This is a genomic window from Vibrio zhugei (assembly GCF_003716875.1).
Taxonomy (GTDB): domain Bacteria; phylum Pseudomonadota; class Gammaproteobacteria; order Enterobacterales; family Vibrionaceae; genus Vibrio; species Vibrio zhugei.
The window spans coordinates 655,807-675,776 of the sequence record NZ_CP033077.1; the positions used below are offsets into that span (position 1 = coordinate 655,807).

Consider the following 19,970-nt stretch of genomic DNA (forward strand, 5'->3'; position numbering starts at 1 on the left):
TAGCACATAGAAGAGGATAACAATGCCGTCTCGTCAAGATCCGTTGTATGGACATATCGAACCTGAGCATTTAAGCCTGCGAAACAGTCCAGCTCTTGCCTGCTTTCTTAATTCACTCGCTCGAGAAAGCTCAGCGGTTCAGTTCATCGAGCAACACGACCGCCTGATGTATCAATTGCCGCTTAGCCAAGAGCGTGTCATTCACATTCCTGTGCACTATTACTCTCAATTAGGCAATCACCACTACCAACTGCCCGCTTTATTGCAGGATGAACACGGTGTACAGTCACTATCGAGCCATGCATTGATCGAGCTGATCCTAAATGAACCCGCTTTGGTCGGCGTAGTGACGACAGAGCAAAAGTCGCTTTTCATGGCTCGCGTGTTAGAAAGCCAACACAATACGCAACAAGCCATACAGTATTCCCCTTACCAAGAAGCACTGTTTAATGATGCGTTAAACTTTCAAACCGCTGAGCAAGGACTGCTCATCGGTCACTCTTTCCACCCTGCTCCGAAAAGCCGAGAACAATTCAGTCTTGAAGATGCCAAGCGCTACTCCCCTGAGTTTGGTGGGCACTTTGCCCTACACTGGTTGTTGGTTGACTCGGATCGGATTCTTTCTGGCAGCTCAGCTGGCAAATCTTTCTCAGCGCGTATCGCGGAATTAGTGGCGCATGATGCCAAACTCACCACCATTCACCAGCAAGCTGAATTAGATAACAAAACGCTATTGCCCGTGCATCCGTGGCAATGGGCGATCATTGCTAAGCTGCCTGCGGTAGAGCGTTATGTGCAATCTGGCCAAATCACTCATTTGAGTGAGCAAGGCGCGACTTGGTATCCAACATCGTCAACGCGTTCGCTGTATGCACCCACGTTGCCGTACATGTTGAAATTTTCGTTGAGTGTCAAATTGACCAATTCAATTCGTCACCTTTCTCTCAAAGAAGTGATTCGTGGTACTCGGTTAAACGATCTGTTCCAACAAACCTCGCTCTCAGACCAACTGGGACAAGGGCAAGGATTCCAGTTAATGCAAGAACCGGCTTTTATGGGGTTACTTGATGAAGATGGCGCGGTCATTGATGCCACGCTTGTTGCGTTTCGTGACAACCTATTAGCCGACGTGCCGGAACAAGAAGCCGTGGTATTGGCCACACTCACCCAACAAAACCCTTACGGTGGCGCCTCTTTGGTCGCGGAACGGGTGCGCGCCTTTGCCAAACACACCACGCCGTCCAAAGACGAACATCAAGCGGCTATCACTTGGTTCTCAGAGTATTGCCGCCATACCGTTGTACCGCTATTCAACCTGCAAGCGAACTTCGGCATCGTTTTTCTCGCCCACCAGCAAAACATCGTATTACAGATGAAAAATGGCTGTCCTGTAGGAATGTACTTTCGTGACTGTCAGGGGACCGGGTATACCGATCTGGCTTTTCAATGCTTTGGCGAATCCCTCGGTGCTGATAAAGACGCACTTGAGAACTACTGGAATCAAGACAAAGTCCGTCGCTATTTCGCCTATTACCTCATCATCAATTCGACGTTCAATGTCATTTCATCCATGGCTGCGCATTTAAACATCGAAGAAGCCACGCTAGTCAGCGTATTACGTCAGCATCTGCAAACGCTGTTGGCATCCGGTGTCAAAGACGACCGCTGTCTGCGCTATGTGCTAGACAATGACGTGCTGTGCTGTAAAGGAAACTTTTTCTGCTATCTGCAAAACTTCAACGAAAACTCGATTCCTGATCCTGCGGTGATCTACTTCGACTTACCCAATCCAATGGCCCATCAACCGGAGCTTGCCCATGTCTGATTTCACGACGCTGATTGTCCATCCAGATCAATCGGTCTCTTTCAAGGTTCCGGGTCATGACCCGATGACCCCAGAAACCTGGCACAGCATTATTCATGACTTAGATCAGCTGTTTACTTGCGATCCAGAGCGTCAAGTGGTCACGCTCACTCATCAAGACACGCCACTCTCTGCGGTTTTTGCAGAGACATTGCCTTTGTTGGATGGACAACTTTCTCGGCAGGCATTTTATCAATTGCCATTAGTATGGCATCAGCATACGCCCTCATCGAACTATCCATTACAGCGCATACAATCCAATGCACAGTATCGCCACCACCCCTTGCGTCCGCCAATGCCGCAAGGTTATGTCTATAAGCGTTACGACAATGAGGCCGCCGCGGAAGTGAGCTTTCGTACCATCAACTTAGAACAAGATTTAGCGCGTTTTACGCGCTGGATGAACGATCCTCGAGTGGCCGAGTTCTGGGAACAAGCGTGGAGCGAAGAAGCGCTGGCAGCCTTCCTGAATGAACGTTTAGCCGATCCACACATTCTTCCTCTCATCGGTGAGTTCAACGGACAACCGTTTGGTTACGTGGAAGCCTATTGGGTCGCAGAAGATCGCCTCAGTCCGTACTTTGATGTGCAGGATTTTGATCGTGGAATTCACCTTCTGGTCGGCGAGTCCGCTTTTCGTGGTCCCACCTACTTTAATGCGTGGATCCGCGCGATCAGTCACTATCTATTTATTGATGACATTCGCACACAACGCATAGTGCTCGAACCACGTGCAGACAATCAACGCCTATTCAATCGCATTATCCCAATGGGATACCGCAAGCAATTTGAATTTAATTTCCCTCATAAGCGCTCCGCGTTACTGATGCTCAATCGCGAGTCTTTCTTTACGGAGAGATGGTCATGACCACACACGCATTACACACCTACTGGAGTGACGCTAATTTAAAATTAGTCGCCAAAACACTCAGCGAATTTGCTTACGAACAAGCGTTTCAATTTGCGCATGATGAGCGTGGCTATACGCTGCAATTAGACAATGGCAGCCATTACTCGTTTCAAGGAGAGCGCAACATTTGGGGGCAGATCATGATAGAGCCTCACTCGCTGAGACGGGATACCCAAAGTGCACAAAACACAGAAGTCACCGCGGCGCTCTTGATGCGTGATTTACAACCCTTGTTAGGCATGAGTGATGAAATCTTTGCTGAGCACCTAGAAGATCTCAACGCCACCTTGCTAAGCGACTGCCATATCATGGCACGCAAAGCCAAGCTCACTCTCAGTGAGTGGGCGACGATGCCGTGTGAAAAGCAGCAAACCTATTTCGATGGGCATCCTAAATTTGTCTTTAATAAAGGTCGGCGTGGCTGGGGCAGCGATGACATCATGCGTTACGCCCCCGAAGCAGAACAACCCTTACAACTCATGTGGGTGGCGGTGCACCATAGCATCTTGCGTCAAGCCACCAATGCGGAAGTCAGTTGGGATGATCTCGTCAATCAATCCGTCACCGCGGCCGACCGAGAGACAATGGACGCCACTCTGCGGCAACTGGAATTAACGGTCAGCGATTATCGCTATATTCCAGTGCATCCGTGGCAATGGCATAAGAAAATATCCGTGCTCTTTATCCGCGAGCTGGCATGCAAACAACTGGTGTATCTAGGCCAATTAGGGGATTGGTTTTTACCTCAATTGTCTTTGCGAACACTGAGTAATCTGTCTCGTCCTAACCATTATGACATTAAATTGCCGCTGACCATCATGAACACATCATGCTATCGCGGGATCCCGGGACGGTATATTTTAGCCGGCCCCACAGCGTCAGATTGGATTGACTCAGTCTTCAAAACCGATCCGTTATTGCGTAGCAAACAGGCTGAAGTGTTGCAAGAACCGGCCGCCGCCTTTGTCGGCCAAGCCGACTACCAAGCGCTCAATGACGCGCCGTATCGTTACCATGAACTGCTCGGTGTGATCTGGCGAGAATCGGCAGCATCGAAACTTGCCGATGGTGAGCAAGCCATCTTAATGGCCGCGTTAATGGAAAAAGATAACCACGGAAACGCCTTGATTGGTGAATACATTCGCCGCTCTGGCCTATCGATTGAGCAATGGTTAACGCGTTTATTCGACACGGTTGTGATCCCCTATTATCACTTACTATGTCGTTATGGTGTCTCGCTGATTGCTCACGGGCAAAACGTCACGCTGATATTGGAAAACAGCATTCCTAAACGCATCCTGCTTAAGGATTTCCAAGGGGATATGCGTCTCGTTGACGCCGATTATCCAGAGCAAGCGACCTTAGCCCAAAGTGTCAAAGACGTCACGGTACGTTTGCCCGAAGAGCTCATCATTCATGATTTACAGACTGGCCATTTTGTCACGACGTTACGCTTTATTTCACCGTTGGTGGCCAAGCTTGGTGTGGATGAACCGCACTTCTACCGCCTTCTCGCACAATGCCTACAGCACTACATGGACAGTATGCCAGACAACCAAGCGCGCTTTGCCAAGCTCAATTTATTGACACCGCGAATTTTGCGTCTCGGCTTAAATTTAGCCAAGTTCCGCCATTATACCGACCGCAGTGCATCGAGAATGCTGCCTAGTATGGATGATTACCTCGATAACCCCTTAGTGGTTGCCCAAACACCGACGACCTCAGCGACTTCTGTATCGTAGCCACGTTACTTAAGCTCTTACAACGAAAAGGATTGCTATCATGAAACAAACTACTGATGTTGAATTGGACCTTGCAGGCGTTGGCGCTGGTCCATTCAATTTAAGTGTCGCCGCATTACTCTCCGAGATGCCAACCGTCCGTGCGCGATTTTTCGAAAGCCGTGAGGCATTTGTGTGGCACCCCGGCCTATTATTAGACACCGCCAACATGCAAACCATGTTTTTGAAAGATCTGGTGAGTGCCGTCCGTCCAGAAAACCCGTATTCATTTCTGTCTTACTTGGTCAAAAACAAGAAATTCTACCGCTTTCTCTCCGCGGAACTCTCTTGCATTAGTCGCCAAGAGTTTTCCGATTATCTCGCGTGGACAGCCCATCAGCTGCCCAACATTCAATTTAATTCAGAGATAGAGCATATTGAATTTACCGGCGATCACTTCGCCATACAGACTCAACAAGGACAATATCGCGCCAAAAATCTCTGTTTAGGCGTGGGCAAAGTTCCGCTCATTCCAGACTGTGCTAAGCCCTACATCAGCCAGCGCGTTTTCCATGCGTCAGAAATCGGCTTAAAAGATCAAGATTTTACGGGTAAGCGAGTCATGATCATTGGCGGTGGACAAAGCGGTGCGGACATTTTTCTCAACGCCTTACAAAATCAATGGGGCCAACCAAAGTCACTGGATTGGGTGTCCCGCCGAGCCAACTATCAACCCCTTGATGAGGCGGCGTTCACCAATGAATATTTCACGCCTGACTATGTAGAAGCGTTTTATCACTTGGATGCACAAGTCAAGCGTCACGAAATCGCTCAGCAAAAACTGACCTCTGATGGAATTACTCAACAATCCCTCTTGGAGATTTATCGCGCTCTGTATCATCGTTTCGACGTGCTCAAAGAAGAAAAATGGATACGATTACTTCCTCATCGCACTCTAACCCAACTGCGCCAAGGCACTGGCAGTGACGCTGGCTATCAACTGACCGTCACCAATGCACTTAGCCAACAGCAAGAAACCCATGCCGCCGATGTTGTGATTCTGGCGACCGGATTTGTAGCGCCGACCCCGGCCTGTTTAAGTGACATTTTGCCACTCCTCGATTTGGACGAGAATAATCGCTACACCATGGACAGCAACTTTGAATTGCAATGGGAAGGCCAAGCTACCAATAAGATTTTTGCGGTCAATGCCGGATTACATTCTCATGGGATTGCCGAGCCTCAATTAAGTTTAATGGCGTGGCGCAGTGCCAAAATCATTAACGCCTTAGTATCACGCGACGCATTCGACCTATCAACGCATCAAGGAATGATCGAATGGCTCACCCACCAGCCAGCAATGGAGCCGGTGAGCTCGCCACTGTAACCAGATAAAACCGTGTTGGCGGAGTGCGTTCGCCAACTCAATCAAGTAACCACCGTACTGACTAAGAGGTGAGCTTCCTCTTAGCGGTACATTCAACATCAATAAGAGAAAGTCATAATGAACTCAAGAAAAGGACGCTTCAAACTGTCTTTGATTGCCCTAGCCGTGGCAGCCACCCAAACCGCTTACGCAGACGAAACACCTCAGCCAACGTCGGCAGAAAAAATCGTGGTGGTTTCCAGCCGTACACCGAAAGCCATCAGTGATATCCCGGGTACCGTTTGGTATATCGGGTCACAGCAGATTGAACAAGAGTATCGCGCAGGCAAAAGCCTTGGAGAAATTCTTGCCGCCACCATTCCTTCATTGGATGTCAGCAGTGGCGGTCGCACCAACTATGGTCAAAACCTGCGTGGTCGCGAAATATTGGTGATGATTGATGGCGTATCATTGCAATCATCGCGCAAAATTAGCCGTTACATGGACTCTATCGACCCCTTTAATATTGAACGTATCGAGGTATTGTCCGGAGCTAACTCTATTTATGGGGCGGGCGCATCAGGCGGTGTGATCAACATTATTACCAAGAAAGCACACAACAAAGAGCTCGAATTTGAATCCTATGTGGGCACCAGCTCCGGCTTTAACAACCATGATGATTTTGACTATAAGATCGGTCAATCGGTCTCTGGCGGGACGGATAAGGTTAAAGCGCGTCTTTCGGCAATCTATACTGAAAATCAAGGTTACTACGATGGACATGGTGACATCGTCACTCCTGATATCACCCAAGGCTCTCTGCAATACAACAAAACCTGGGACATTCTTGGCACCATGGGGATCGACCTGTCAGACACCCAGCACATCAACTTGTTAGCGCAATATTATGACAGCCAACAAGATTCGCCCTACGGACTCTACATTGTCGACGGCGACTTTGTTGATGTGCGTAAAGGCTTCGATTCGGATCGCGAACAAGGCACCACACGCACCATGCTCAGTGCCTCTTACGTGAATGATGCATTCTTAGGGCACCAGTTACTTGCGCAAGCGTCTTATCGCAAAGAAGACCAAACCTTCACCCCTTACTATCAAGCATCCGGCCAGCAAGTCACCGATGTCTACAGTTTGAAGGTCGCCTTGTCCAAACAGTTTGACCGTTTGCATCTTGTGTATGGGATCGACAGCTACTTAGATAAATTCGACAGTAACCAAGCCTTATACGATGCCGATATCGCCAATAACTCGGGTAACTTGGTTAACCGTATCTTTGCGAAAGTGGGGCGCTACCCTAATATCGACGTCAGCTCGGTCGCGGCCTTCATGCAAGCAGACTATGACCTGACCAGTGATTGGAGCATCAGTGGCGGGGTACGCTACCAATACCTTTATAATGACATTGATGACTTCGTCGCCTACAAACAGCAACGCAGCATCGCATGTGGCCAAGGCACCACCGCCGACGCCGTACCGGGCGGAAATACCGATTACAGTGTCGCCCTATTCAACCTCGGTACCATCTACCATTTGAATAACGAATCTCAAGTGTGGGCAAACTTCTCTCAAGGGTTTGATTTAGCAGATCCGTCTAAATATTATGGACAAGGCAACTACACGCGAGTCGGCGATAATTGGCAACTGAATGACAGCATCAATGTCGGTGATTCTAAAATGTCCGCCATTAAAACCGACAGTTTTGAACTTGGCTACCGCTTCGATAACGGCATTTGGAACCTACAAACGGCCGCCTACTACTCGCAATCAGATCACTCGGTTAGTTACAACAAGACCACGTTACTGATTGAAGACGTTAATGATAAAAAACGCGTTTACGGCTTAGAAGCGATGGTGTCTTACTGGCTCAACGATAACCTGCAAGTGGGAACCTCCGGTCATTATGTGAAATCTGAGACTCAAAATGATGACGGCGACTGGGATGCCGTGTCGGCCGGTAAGGCGAGTACGTCGAAAGCCAGCGCTTGGATTGGTTGGCAACAAGATGACCTCGCACTGAAATTACAAAGCCAAACCATGTTTAGCTATCATGACGACGATGACAACAAACTCAGTGGCTACACCACGTTTGATTTAGTCGGTAGCTACCAATTGCCAGTCGGCAGCCTTGGCTTTGGTGTGCAAAACTTGCTTGATAGAGACTACACCAACATTTGGGGGCAACGTGCGCAAATCACCTATGCCGCGCATTACGATAAAGCCGCATACGATTACAAAGGCCGCGGACGTACCTATACGTTAAACTATCAAGTGAAATACTAAGTGATATCACCATCACCACTGAGCAACCGTGCGATAAGCGACACTCAGATAGGTTAAGGACCGCCGTTGGCTGGAAATGCCAAAGGTAACCCATGCTTTCACCAAGCCCAACACCGGCAAACGCCGTGTTGGGCTTATTTTATTGCGACTCGCCGCGACTAGTTGACCAAATCAATACTATCAATACTCACCCCAGCAGATAAAAACCCACCCAGACCTGAGCCACTGATCACGTTCACCTCAAGGCGATTCCACTGCCCCGCATCCGCCCAAGCGCTCGCCGGCACATTGAACTCATACATCGTGTTATTCCCGCGATACGTTCCTACCGTTAAAGAACGCGTCCGTGGTTGAGTACTGGGCGACGGATTGGAGGATGTCCAATTGTTCATCGAGATTTTGGGACGGCCATTCGCATACGCAATAGTAATACCAATACGTACCTTATGCGGCGCGGCCCGTTGCGCATCATTCAATTTAAAATAAATAACGTGGCCATTGTTAATATCTTTCCAGATATAGGCAGGAAAAGATTGTGTATTCGATGTCCCGACGATGAAGTTACTCGGATCCCATGGTGCCATTCTTGGATCGGATGGATGCATTGAGGTCACTAGCCTACCGTTCAGAAACTCTTGTGGAGAGCCATCCCATTTGCCAATCCGCCAAATCACATTATCGTTGCCCGGATCATGATTGATCGTGATGGAACTTAAAATCGTCGTATTCCCCGCCGACACGGACACGGTTTGAGTCTCTACCGCTAACTCATTTTTATAAATGGTCATCTGGTAGGTACCCGGTAACATATTGTCACTGCTAAAATACCCACTTGAAGGATTCACCGCTGTCCAGTATTGCGCTCGGCTGTTTGCAAACCCTACCGTATAGACATAATCATTGTTCATATTACGAATTGACACAGCGGCCACGCGGCCACGGCGGCTCTCCGCAATATACCCTTTCAAGCCCATATTCGCGAACCAAGAGGTATCGATATTGCTATCGGGTGGCGGAGTTTGCCCGTTATTAACCACCATGGTGTAATGGTTCAAGATGCCAGTGCGATACGCTTCTGTTTGCGCTTCCGCATAATTGACGATGTAGGTGATTTCTTGGTTTGTCGAGCCACCTTGGTTCAGTAAGCTGCGATAAAAAGGCCCACCGGAGCCACCTTCTTGGTTATCGCGAACGAACCAAATGCCAACATTGTTGCCAGTCGCGCCAATGGATTGCCAATCGACGGCTCGTTGATTGGAATAATGTTTAGACCGTGTTTCACCATTGGGCAGAGCAAAAATATCCCCAGACTCAACCGTCGATACGGTTTGAGAAATATCCGACGCTTGTGGGCCATTATTGAGCAAATGGCGCTTAATTCGCGCAATATAGCGAACTTGACCATGCACGTCTGGCTCCCTTGTAAAATAGGTGGCCATATAAATGTGTGGGTAGCCATTGCGTGCCAGATAATAATGCGTTAAATCCCCAGCGGTCACAGTAATTTTGATGTAATCACGCCCGAACTGCTGGGCACTCACGCTCACATTCGACGTATTACTATAAAGCCAGTCAAACCCTGAGTTGATTTGCGACCCACGGCTTTGTTCTTGATATTCCACTCCATGGATTTTGAGTGACGCCAGATCACCAGGCGATTGCGTGCTACTGCCATTATCAGTACGGCGAATACTGAACACAACGCCAGCGTTGGTATCGACCGTGTAATAGTTGGCATTGGATGTTAATGAAAAACTCGCATAGACAGGCAGGCCAATACTCATGAGTATCGCCCCGACTGCTATGACAAGCCATTGATGGATCCTTTCCTTAATATTCATCATTTCCTCTCTTTCTATGCATTCCGGCAATTCAAACAGCGTAAAACTGCGCGGAGGATGGGCTTAGTGACATCAAAGCAAGAGCATTGTGACCAATAAGCTATCTAGTGCATATGAGTAAGGAATGAGAGTGTTACCTACTCAGCTAAAATAATGAAAATGTTTACGTGGGATACGCCAATCTCATGGGACACATCACCTTTGTCCCCTTGGTCTCGCGAGCGCGCTCACACACTGGGTTTTGGAGCGCGAATAATGACGCAAGCGGTGTGCTTTTGTTTGCCGAACCCAATAATTTGCGACAAGCTGGTTTTACTCACGGGGATATAAGCCAACCCAGCAATGTCCATTTTATTGTTTGAGTATGGGTCGTGAATAAAGAAAAATTTCTCACTGACCCCACTCAGAATGATCCAATGAGGCTCTTTATTGCCGTTAAACCGATAAGTGCTGATCAGGAGCAATACGCAAGCGCCCGAATGCACCCAATCCTCCAATTGCGTAATCGTAGGCGGGGTCTCAATCAGCACGATGTTTTGCTGTGCGATTTGCTGACAAAAATCTTCGTGTACTAACTGTATCACGTCTTTCTTAGTGTGATCTCTGACACTATCAATAAACGGGGTTGAATTCGACTGCGTCCAGAGCTCCACCTCGTAACCGCGACGTTTGGCCGCCAATGCTAAGCCATGACCACTGCACCCGCCATGCCCCGAGGCCATATAAATGGTCGTGGCTTCCCGCCATAATTGTAATTCTAGCGTTCTCGAGAGGTCTTGCTGTTGATTTAATGCCGAAAAACTCATCAATAAACAGGCGGCTCCACACGTAAAAGGCGTGGTTTGAATATAAAGCGGAATCGGCAACAAGCACTTATTTTGGCTAAGCGTCAGCCTCTTTTGCATTCGTAGCCCATTGGCCAAATCATCGTAATAATGGACGAGAATTTTTAGGGGTTGAAAGCCCAATTTTTCATACAATTTTCGTGCTGAGATATTGTCTTCCCGCACTTCTAGTCGTAATGTAGCAGAGCCTTGATCAAGAGCCGCTTGTTCACACAATTCAAGCAAGCTCTGCGCAATTTTTTGCCCTCGATAGTGAGAATGTACTGCAATCGAATATAACCGAGAGAGTTGGGTGCCTTTATGGAATAGCAATAATGCATACCCCACCACTCGAGCGTCATCAGCAGCGACAAAAATCACACTATGTGACGAAACAAGAAACCGCTTCATTTGACGAGGTGAAATCGTGTCACCTGTAAATACTTGTTGTTCTAATGTGTTGAGATCAGTGAGATCAGCCAACTCCGCTAAGCGAAATATCATTACGATTCCTTAGAATATAGGCGATAGTCCACTAGATTTAATAATAGAAACCCTTTTTTTGCTATAGCTGGATAATAATAAATGACTAAACTGCTTATTGTGACTGACGAAATGAAGGATTGGAGTGAATACTTCCCGTCAGAACAAGTGATCACCGTGGAACACTATTTGGATTCAGGCGATGAACGCTCGACCAAAAACTTACAAGTTGTCAATTTATGCAGTGACTACGCTTATATGAGCAGTGGCTACTATTGCTCATTGATGGCAGAAGCGCGTGGGCATCGAGTGATCCCGCGAGTGATGACCATAAACGATATCAGCAAACCCTTTTTACTCTCTTCAGATATATTAAAATTCAAAGAGTTACCGAAGGATACTACCTCCATTGACTGTAAAGTTTACTTTGGTCGAACCCCAGAGCCGAGCTTAGAAAAGCTCGCTCGTCATTTGTTTGAACAGTTCATGGTACCGATCATCGAGTTAACGTTAGAAAAGGTACACGGACAGTGGCAATTGCAGAAAATGGGGCCATTTCCGTTTCAATTATTAAGCGATCCAGAACAAGACTTTTTTATTGAGTCCTTGGAATTATTTTCGAGCAAAGTTTGGCGTAAACCCAAACAAAAGAAACAATATCGCTACGATATTGCGCTTCTCACTGACTCAAGCGAAGCGATGCCGCCGTCAGATGCTGGCGCACTGAAACATTTTAAACGGGCCGCCAATCATTTAGGGATGAATGTAGAAATACTGTCACCCAATGATCTTTCTCGGTTAGGGGAGTTTGATGGGCTGTTCATTCGCGCGACCACCAACATTAGCAACTTCACCTATCAATTTGCTAAGACGGCGGAAAAGTTGGGGCTCATCGTCATGGACGACTCAGAGTCCATTATGAAATGCACCAATAAAGTCTTTCTCACAGAGCTGTTAGCGCGCAATCACATCTCAGCGCCTAACAGTGTGATAGTGAAAAGCTTTGATCAAGAGTGGCAAGGAAAGCTAATGCAACAACTTGATTTTCCGATGGTTCTGAAAATTCCCGATGGCGCTTTCTCACGCGGGGTGGTGAAGGTGAAAAACCAAGAAGAGCTTTCAAGCGAAGCCTCGGCACTCTTTGAGAAAAGTGCCTTAATCTTGGCGCAAGCGTTCATGCCCACGGACTATGACTGGCGAATCGGCATCTTGAACCGCCAACCGATTTATGCCTGCAAATACATGATGAGCCGCGGACATTGGCAAATTTACCAACACCACAATAGTGGCCGAGTGTCTTCTGGGGGCTATGAAACCTTGGATATCAAACAGGCCCCAAAAATGGTGGTTGATACGGCGCTAAAAGCGGCCAACCTTATTGGCAACGGTTTGTACGGCGTGGATTTAAAAGAAGTCGATGGCAAGGTATACGTCATAGAAGTCAACGACAACCCGAGCATCGACCACCACGTCGAAGACGCGTTTTTAGGTGATGCGCTGTATGATCGAGTGATGTCGGAATTTCTACGCCGCATGCAAATACGCGGCCTATAAGCAAAACTAGTATCTACCACTCCCCCGCTATCCACTGAATAACGGGGGAGCATTTAGTCACTCACGGCCGATTACCCCCAGCAACGCTCTACTAACGTCACAAAGGAACCATCCTGACCAAGCTGCCTATGCGGCAGTGAACTGAGGTAGTCTTCCATCAATGTCAGAGTCTGCTTTCTAAGCTGCCTATGCGGCAGTGAACTTTTCAACTTCTGCCGAACCGGACAAGAACACTTTCTAAGCTGCCTATGCGGCAGTGAACATCATCGGGGTGGTCGTTTATGCCTACGGTAATTTCTAAGCTGCCTATGCGGCAGTGAACCGGATTTAAATCTAAAGACAAATCGTTAGTTTTTTCTAAGCTGCCTATGCGGCAGTGAACTCGCCCTGAATCCCATTCTGGCCGCTGACATTTTTCTAAGCTGCCTATGCGGCAGTGAACTAGACCGATACAGCACCGTGTGCCTGCGTAACTTTCTAAGCTGCCTATGCGGCAGTGAACACCTGATGAACACTGGCAGCAGACGCGCAGACTTTCTAAGCTGCCTATGCGGCAGTGAACCTCGCAGTGAAAAGATAATGAAATCAGCTAAGTTTCTAAGCTGCCTATGCGGCAGTGAACCGGAAGAAGTTTAGCAATGGAAATTGCTCTTGTTTCTAAGCTGCCTATGCGGCAGTGAACTTTGTGTGCCTATTACTGCTTTTAAATGTTCTTTTCTAAGCTGCCTATGCGGCAGTGAACGGTAGAGGAACATATGAGGGGAGCTAAAGATATTTCTAAGCTGCCTATGCGGCAGTGAACATTTGCTTTCTGCGCGCTTTTTTATCTGCGTTTTTCTAAGCTGCCTATGCGGCAGTGAACGTGATCGTAAATTGATACATGCCGATAATAACTTTCTAAGCTGCCTATGCGGCAGTGAACTTGATAAAATTATTGATGGCGCTAGTAAATTATTTCTAAGCTGCCTATGCGGCAGTGAACAATTTCCTATTGATGACCGGACGACAATTTATTTTCTAAGCTGCCTATGCGGCAGTGAACTAGAACAATATAGCACAAAGCGATGTATTACCAAGCCCTTAGCAGTAAAACCCTAATTTCACCCTTTTTTTGAGCTTATTTTTAAGTAACTGTTTTTATTATTTATTGTAAATATGGAAAAATAAAGGGTCTTGACAGACTGAAAGTAAAAAGCAGCCGTTCATGGGCGCTGAATCCGACTTTCTATGGTTACGTGACTTTATACGTATCTGCAGAACTACCGCTAAAAACAGGTACCAAAGCGTTTTGTGTTATCACATCCACCACAGGATTGGCTGAGCTTCTGCCATATTTTGAACCATGGAAAAATCTCCTTCCATAACAAAACCTTGTGCCGTCACTTGTCATTTTTTACATAAAAAAAGCCGCTGTTCAGCGGCTTTTAATACGTCGATATATCCGAGGTTATTCTTTTCCGTACACGTTGTTTTCTTGCTCTTGTACACGGATGAATGTGGTGCGTTTGGTGAGCTCTTTTAAGTGCTCCGCGCCAACGTAGGTACAGGTTGAGCGAACGCCACCTAATACATCTTGAATGGTGTTTTCGACGCTGCCACGGTATGGCAAGACTACGGTTTTGCCTTCCGCTGCGCGGTATTTAGCCACACCACCGGAGTGTTTCGCCATCGCTGATTCAGACGACATGCCATAAAATTTCATGAACGTTTTGCCGTCTTTCTCAATCAGCTCGCCGCCTGATTCCGTATGCGCCGCCAACATGCCGCCGAGCATCACGAAATCAGCGCCGCCACCAAAGGCTTTAGAGACATCCCCAGGACAAGCACAGCCACCATCACCAATAATGCGACCACCTAAGCCGTGAGCGGCATCAGCACACTCAATAATCGCCGATAGCTGCGGGTAACCGACACCGGTCTTAACACGCGTTGTACACACAGAGCCGGGACCAATGCCGACTTTGACGATGTCTGCGCCAGCAAGAATCAATTCTTCCACCATATCGCCTGTCACAACGTTCCCAGCCGAAATCACTTTATCTGGGAACTCAGAACGCACGCGTTCTACAAATTCCACCAAGTGCTCAGAATAACCGTTCGCGATATCGATACAGATAAAGACCAATTTCTCGCTCAACGCCAGAATGTGTTGGAGTTTGTCAAAATCACGATCCGAGGTACCGGTTGAGACCATCACTTTATTTAAAGTATTGGCATCGGCGTGCTTCACAAAGTCCGCCCATTGCTCCACCGTATAGTGTTTGTGTACCGCCGTCATCACGTTATGCGCAGCAAGGGCGGTAGCCATGTCAAAAGTGCCCACAGAATCCATATTAGCGGCAATAACAGGCACACCAGACCATTGACGACCGCTATGTTTGAATGTAAACTCGCGGGTTAAATTTACTTGAGAACGACTTTTAAGGGTAGAACGTTTCGGGCGAAACAGGACATCTTTAAAACCTAACTTAAGTTCTTGTTCGATACGCATTGTGCAATTCCTAGTCTGATTAACTATAGTGTCCCGCATGATGCTTGTTAATACGTTGGCAGACGTAAAAACATTTCGGACACAAAAAAACCGGAGCGTTGGCAGACGCTCCGGTTTTCAGCATTATAGGCTCAGTTTTATTTCTCACAAGACTGATATTTGAAAAATTTTTGTGATACCATCAGTGAGAAAGCATACCCACTCTTTGACCCTCTTTTCAGAATCCAAAAAATACTTAACTAACAATAAGTTAACCCAATCTATCCAGATTATTTAGCCACGTAAAATGGTATGCGAAGTCTAAAAACCCCCTATTCTTTTTATTAAATGTGATATAAATCACTAAAAACACCGCCATTCTTGGTAGAAAAAATCCCCTTTTTTATTCACTTTTCTCCCAAAAACACTAATTTAATGGGTATATCCCTAGTATTGGGGGGTTTATTTTTCGTCGAAATGCCTATATACACTGTAGACCCGTTGTCATGCTGGTGCGATCACGCGCCATCAAAACAACCGATTGTCGCTCATGTTATAGCAATGAGCACGTGGTAGCCCTTTAAGGAGATCATAATGATCAACGTGACCTTTTTCAGTGCGAAATCTTATGACCAATCGTCATTTAGTCAACTCGCCGATTCTCAAGAGTTTAGCCTTACTTTTCATGATTTTCGGCTCACCAAAAAAACCGCTAAAATGGCTCACAATTGTGAAGTCGTCTGTGCGTTTGTTAATGATGAGTTAGGTGCTGACGTTCTCGAACAATTATACAACGGTGGAACACGCCTCATTGCCATGCGTTGTGCGGGCTTTGATAAAGTCGATTTAGACAAAGCACACGCATTGGGAATGCAAGTGGTCCGCGTACCAGCCTACTCTCCTGAGGCAGTCGCAGAACACGCCGTTGGTCTGATGATGTGTCTTAACCGTCGCTATCACAAGGCTTATCAACGTACCCGCGAAGCGAACTTCAATTTAGAAGGTCTGGTCGGTTTTAATTTTCATGGCAAAACCGCTGGCGTGATTGGCACGGGGAAAATTGGTGTGGCGGCCATTCGTATTTTACGCGGTTTAGGGATGCGTGTGCTCTGTAACGACCCGTTTGAAAACCCACAAGCGATAGAGTTGGGGGCAGAATATGTGTCACTTGAAATGCTTTATGCCCAGAGTGATATCATCAGTTTGCATTGCCCGCTGACAGAGAACAACCACCATCTGCTCGATCAAGCCGCTTTTGAGCAAATGAAAGACGGTGTCATGATCGTCAATACCAGTCGTGGTGGGCTATTAGATTCCGTGGCCGCGATTGAAGCATTAAAGCAAGGACGGATTGGCTCGTTAGGATTAGATGTGTACGACAACGAGAAAGATCTCTTTTTCCAAGATAAATCCAATGATGTAATCACGGACGATGTGTTTCGGCGTCTCTCGTCTTGTCATAATGTGCTATTTACTGGGCATCAGGCGTTTCTTACTTCCGATGCCTTACAGAACATTGCAGAGACGACATTAACTAGCATTCGCGCCTTTATGGGCGGACAAAAGTCGGGCAATGAACTGGTTGATATCATCAATTAACCAGTTGACGTAAATGAGGCAATAAATCACTCGCCAATAAGCCTCTTTCACCATGTAGTGCGGCATTGCTATCTGCCGCACTGCTGTGTATCCATACGCCAACCTGCGCTGCGCTGGAAAGCTCAAGTCCCTGCGCAACCAATGAGGTAATCACCCCCGTCAGCACATCTCCCATGCCGCCTGTTGCCATGCCTGGGTTACCGGCCATACACACGTACATATTCTCGCCGTCATAAATCAAGGTCCCTGCCCCTTTTAATACAATCACGCCACCAAAGCGTTCATGCAAAGAGCGTATTGCTTTAAAACGATCGGCTTCAACATATTCAACACTGGCTCCTAATAAACGAGCCGCCTCTGCTGGATGAGGCGTCATAATACGCTTGTCATCGTAAACCGGCGTTTGTGCTAAGAAAAACAAGGCATCCGCGTCCATTACCTTAGGGAGAGGTTGATGTACAACCGCGTCAAACCATTGCTTGCCCGCTTGATCTCGGCCAAGACCCGGTCCAATACCAATCACGTCGCACCACTCGATGCGCGACCTTGCGGTTTCCGATTGCCAATCCATACTCATGACTTCCGGTATGGTGGTCAGCAAAGGCATGACATTACTGCCATGCAGCGCCACGGCAGTGAGCCCACTTCCAGTTCTTGCACATGCTTGAGCCGCTAGTAACATTGCCCCGCCCATACCAAGATCGCCACCCACCAGTAAGGACTTACCATGGGAGCCTTTATGTGCACACGCAGCACGTTTCGGTAAAGCATCTTGCACGTTCCGCTGCTCAATAGCACAGACTGACGGACGATTTTGTTCGTTAAAAGTTTCAGAAACGCCCAAACCTGCAAAATGTAATTGCCCGGCATACTCACGCGCCTTCCCCGTGACTAAGCCTTGCTTCATTCCAATGAAACTCACAGTATGATCAGCGCGAATGGCCTGACCTAGAATAGCACCGGTATTGGCATTGAGCCCGGAAGGCACATCAATCGCGACAACGGGTTTATCACTGTGATTGATCGTTTTAATCAGCTCACACGTTGGCTCACGAACATCGCCAGTCAAGCCTGTCCCCAGCAATCCATCAATGATGACATCGACATCGTCGGGAATGGCATCATCAAAAGGATACACTTCGCCACCTTTATCAACCCACTGATAATACGCCCGTAACGCATCCCCACTTAAATCATCCGGATTACTGGTATACCATACCGTCACACGCTGTCCCATGGTTTTAGCTAGGTTCGCCACGATATAACCATCACCGCCATTATTGCCGCCGCCACAACAAATAAGCCAATGCTGTGACGTCGGAAATTGCGCCAATGTCACCGTAAATACCGCTTGCCCTGCCCGTTCCATCAAAGCAAACATCGGCAGACTGTTGGTTTGCGCTGACGTGACTTCACCGTTTTTGACTTGCTGAGCAGTATAAAAAAGACTTGGAAGAGGCATATGACCACCTATTAAACACGGACAGTGAAAGACATCATGATAAACGTCTTTTTATGATTTTTCTTCAGGTTATCAGTGATTTTCTTTAATCATCAGTGATGCTAATGCTTCCGAGGTGGCATCTTCAATGGAAAGAAATAGGGATTTGACTTGGCCCGTCGGATTACGCATTGGGTTGAGCGTAATGTTTTGATACATGAAGTCGGCTTGTTGGGTAATAGGGCGAACATTCCGACATTTAAATAAATAAGGGCGTTGCTGCCAAGTAATAAAACTTCTGCACCCAAGATCATAAACTGGCTTGGCTTTCAGACGAAACCAGTGCTCTGGGATTTCAGGAAACACCTCAAACAGGGTTTTACCAATCACATCTCCCGCTTGTTTACCACTGTGGTGGGTCATAAACCCATTCCACACCTGAATGGTAAACTCTTTGTCCAAGACGACCAGTCCCATATCCACATTTTGAACCATGTCGACCATCCAGTGGAATTGCTCAAATTCAGCAGGCATCGATAACATTAAAAATCCTCCATCAGATAAGACAGTTTATCGTCGAGTAACGGTAGCGATTCATCGACAAACATAAACAACAAATCACAGCGAATCGACGTTTGATCAATGTTATAACTGACTTCAAACGTCATGGTTTTAGAAAAGGATCCCGTGGTCGATTTAATCACATTATCGATCGAAATATGTTGCCCCAGTAACACTGGCGAACTTTGAAAGAAACGCACTTCCGCTTGCTGCCCCAACCCATTTAAGAATGATCCCACCAATATATTGGAGACATCCATCAGCAGTTCCAGTTCTTCTAGCTCTTCACTCTCTGCTGGTACCTGCATTAACTTCTTGAGATCAGCCACACTCGAATCGCTCAGCAACACTAACGCTTCTCCCGCGATGCCCTCGCCACTGAAACCTTGGCACACACCGGAGACTTGATCATTGTCTGCTAAGTCCCTCAGCGCCATATGGAGTTCACTGACCTCAAAAATATTGACGTTCGGCAGGGGGAGGTGCACAAACACATCGAAATGGCGGGCCAGCGCATCGGCCGCTCGCCCGATGGACACGTTGGCGACTTCCATATAGATATCACGCCGTTTAAGGATGGGCAGTTCCACCGCGGCCTGAGGAACAACCTGAGTTTGCTGAGGCGGATTAATCACCTCTTTTAATACCAAGTTGAGCGTACTCTTATCCAGCGGTTTTTGAATAAATGCTTTCGCCCCTAAAGCCAGTACGCGTTCTTTCGCTTTGGGCTGAATATCGCCAGAAACCACGACCACTGGGGTATCAATACCGCGTTTGCTCATCTCTTCCAACGTGCCATAGCCATCAAGCTCCGGCATGGTGAGATCCAAAAACATCAATTTAAACGCTTTTTCTTCAAATTTCTTTAGGGCATCCAACCCGTGAACCGCAAAGGTAATATCGGCGTTCAAAGAAGCAGGTAAAGAGCGCGCCATTTGTTTTCTTACTAATGCAGAATCATCGCAAATTAGGACGGGGAAAGACATGCCACCACCTTTATTCATTTATGGTTACTAAATACTACACCACAACCTGCTT

13 protein-coding genes and 1 CRISPR repeat array are annotated in these 19,970 nt (G+C 47.3%); of the genes, 7 read left to right on the forward strand and 6 right to left on the reverse strand.

The window, feature by feature from the left end:
- The first annotated feature begins 22 nt into the window (after window positions 1-22).
- From EAE30_RS03100 to EAE30_RS03120, 5 genes are all read left to right on the forward strand, one after another.
- Window positions 23-1,825: an IucA/IucC family protein gene (locus EAE30_RS03100; RefSeq protein ID WP_123014615.1), complete on the forward strand. Its 1,803-nt coding sequence runs from the start codon at window positions 23-25 to the stop codon at window positions 1,823-1,825.
- A complete protein-coding gene (locus EAE30_RS03105; protein ID WP_123014616.1) occupies window positions 1,818-2,732 on the forward strand; it encodes a GNAT family N-acetyltransferase in 915 nt (304 codons plus the stop codon). The genes EAE30_RS03100 and EAE30_RS03105 overlap by 8 nt, the downstream gene beginning before the upstream one ends.
- Window positions 2,729-4,516 (forward strand): IucA/IucC family protein, encoded by a 1,788-nt coding sequence (locus EAE30_RS03110; RefSeq protein ID WP_123014617.1) that lies wholly within the window; start codon window positions 2,729-2,731, stop codon window positions 4,514-4,516. Before EAE30_RS03105 ends, EAE30_RS03110 begins: the two co-directional genes overlap by 4 nt.
- 40 nt (window positions 4,517-4,556) lie before the next feature.
- Window positions 4,557-5,882 (forward strand): lysine N(6)-hydroxylase/L-ornithine N(5)-oxygenase family protein, encoded by a 1,326-nt coding sequence (locus tag EAE30_RS03115; RefSeq protein ID WP_123014618.1) that lies wholly within the window; start codon window positions 4,557-4,559, stop codon window positions 5,880-5,882.
- A 117-nt stretch (window positions 5,883-5,999) separates the two neighbouring features.
- Complete coding sequence (locus EAE30_RS03120; protein ID WP_123014619.1) at window positions 6,000-8,159, forward strand: TonB-dependent receptor; 2,160 nt, start codon at window positions 6,000-6,002, stop codon at window positions 8,157-8,159.
- 158 nt (window positions 8,160-8,317) lie between these two features.
- Here the strand turns inward: EAE30_RS03120 and EAE30_RS03125 are convergent, their stop codons facing one another.
- Both EAE30_RS03125 and EAE30_RS03130 read right to left on the reverse strand, forming a co-directional pair.
- On the reverse strand, window positions 8,318-10,003 hold the full coding sequence (locus tag EAE30_RS03125; protein ID WP_199287006.1) for a rhamnogalacturonan lyase B N-terminal domain-containing protein: 1,686 nt from the start codon (window positions 10,001-10,003) through the stop codon (window positions 8,318-8,320).
- Window positions 10,004-10,227: 224 nt separating this feature from the next.
- Window positions 10,228-11,328 (reverse strand): GNAT family N-acetyltransferase/peptidase C39 family protein, encoded by a 1,101-nt coding sequence (locus tag EAE30_RS03130; protein ID WP_123014620.1) that lies wholly within the window; start codon window positions 11,326-11,328, stop codon window positions 10,228-10,230.
- 81 nt (window positions 11,329-11,409) lie between these two features.
- On the opposite strand from EAE30_RS03130, the gene EAE30_RS03135 reads away from it, so the two are divergent.
- Window positions 11,410-12,861 carry a RimK family protein gene (locus EAE30_RS03135; RefSeq protein ID WP_123014621.1) on the forward strand — a complete coding sequence of 484 codons (1,452 nt, stop codon included), beginning with the start codon at window positions 11,410-11,412 and terminating at the stop codon, window positions 12,859-12,861.
- Between the two features lie 114 nt (window positions 12,862-12,975).
- Window positions 12,976-13,903: a CRISPR direct-repeat array (repeat unit 28 nt; unit sequence TTTCTAAGCTGCCTATGCGGCAGTGAAC).
- Between the two features lie 405 nt (window positions 13,904-14,308).
- Here the strand turns inward: EAE30_RS03135 and EAE30_RS03145 are convergent.
- Complete coding sequence (locus EAE30_RS03145; RefSeq protein WP_123014622.1) at window positions 14,309-15,352, reverse strand: GMP reductase; 1,044 nt, start codon at window positions 15,350-15,352, stop codon at window positions 14,309-14,311.
- A gap of 573 nt (window positions 15,353-15,925) precedes the next feature.
- Between EAE30_RS03145 and EAE30_RS03150 the strand changes: the two genes are divergently transcribed.
- Window positions 15,926-16,930, forward strand: a complete 1,005-nt coding sequence (locus EAE30_RS03150; RefSeq protein WP_123014623.1) for a 2-hydroxyacid dehydrogenase — start codon at window positions 15,926-15,928, stop codon at window positions 16,928-16,930.
- Here EAE30_RS03150 and EAE30_RS03155 read toward each other — a convergent pair.
- The 3 genes from EAE30_RS03155 to EAE30_RS03165 all read right to left on the reverse strand — a co-directional run bounded on the left by EAE30_RS03155 (window position 16,923) and on the right by EAE30_RS03165 (window position 19,918).
- Window positions 16,923-18,392, reverse strand: a complete 1,470-nt coding sequence (locus tag EAE30_RS03155) for an NAD(P)H-hydrate dehydratase (RefSeq protein WP_123014624.1) — start codon at window positions 18,390-18,392, stop codon at window positions 16,923-16,925. The genes EAE30_RS03150 and EAE30_RS03155 overlap by 8 nt on opposite strands.
- 72 nt (window positions 18,393-18,464) lie before the next feature.
- Window positions 18,465-18,914 carry a PAS domain-containing protein gene (locus tag EAE30_RS03160; protein WP_123014625.1) on the reverse strand — a complete coding sequence of 150 codons (450 nt, stop codon included), beginning with the start codon at window positions 18,912-18,914 and terminating at the stop codon, window positions 18,465-18,467.
- The gene (locus EAE30_RS03165) at window positions 18,914-19,918 is read right to left on the reverse strand and encodes a response regulator (RefSeq protein ID WP_123015000.1); all 1,005 of its coding nucleotides are present in this window, start codon (window positions 19,916-19,918) and stop codon (window positions 18,914-18,916) included. Before EAE30_RS03165 ends, EAE30_RS03160 begins: the two co-directional genes overlap by 1 nt.
- Between the last annotated feature and the right edge of the window lie 52 nt (window positions 19,919-19,970).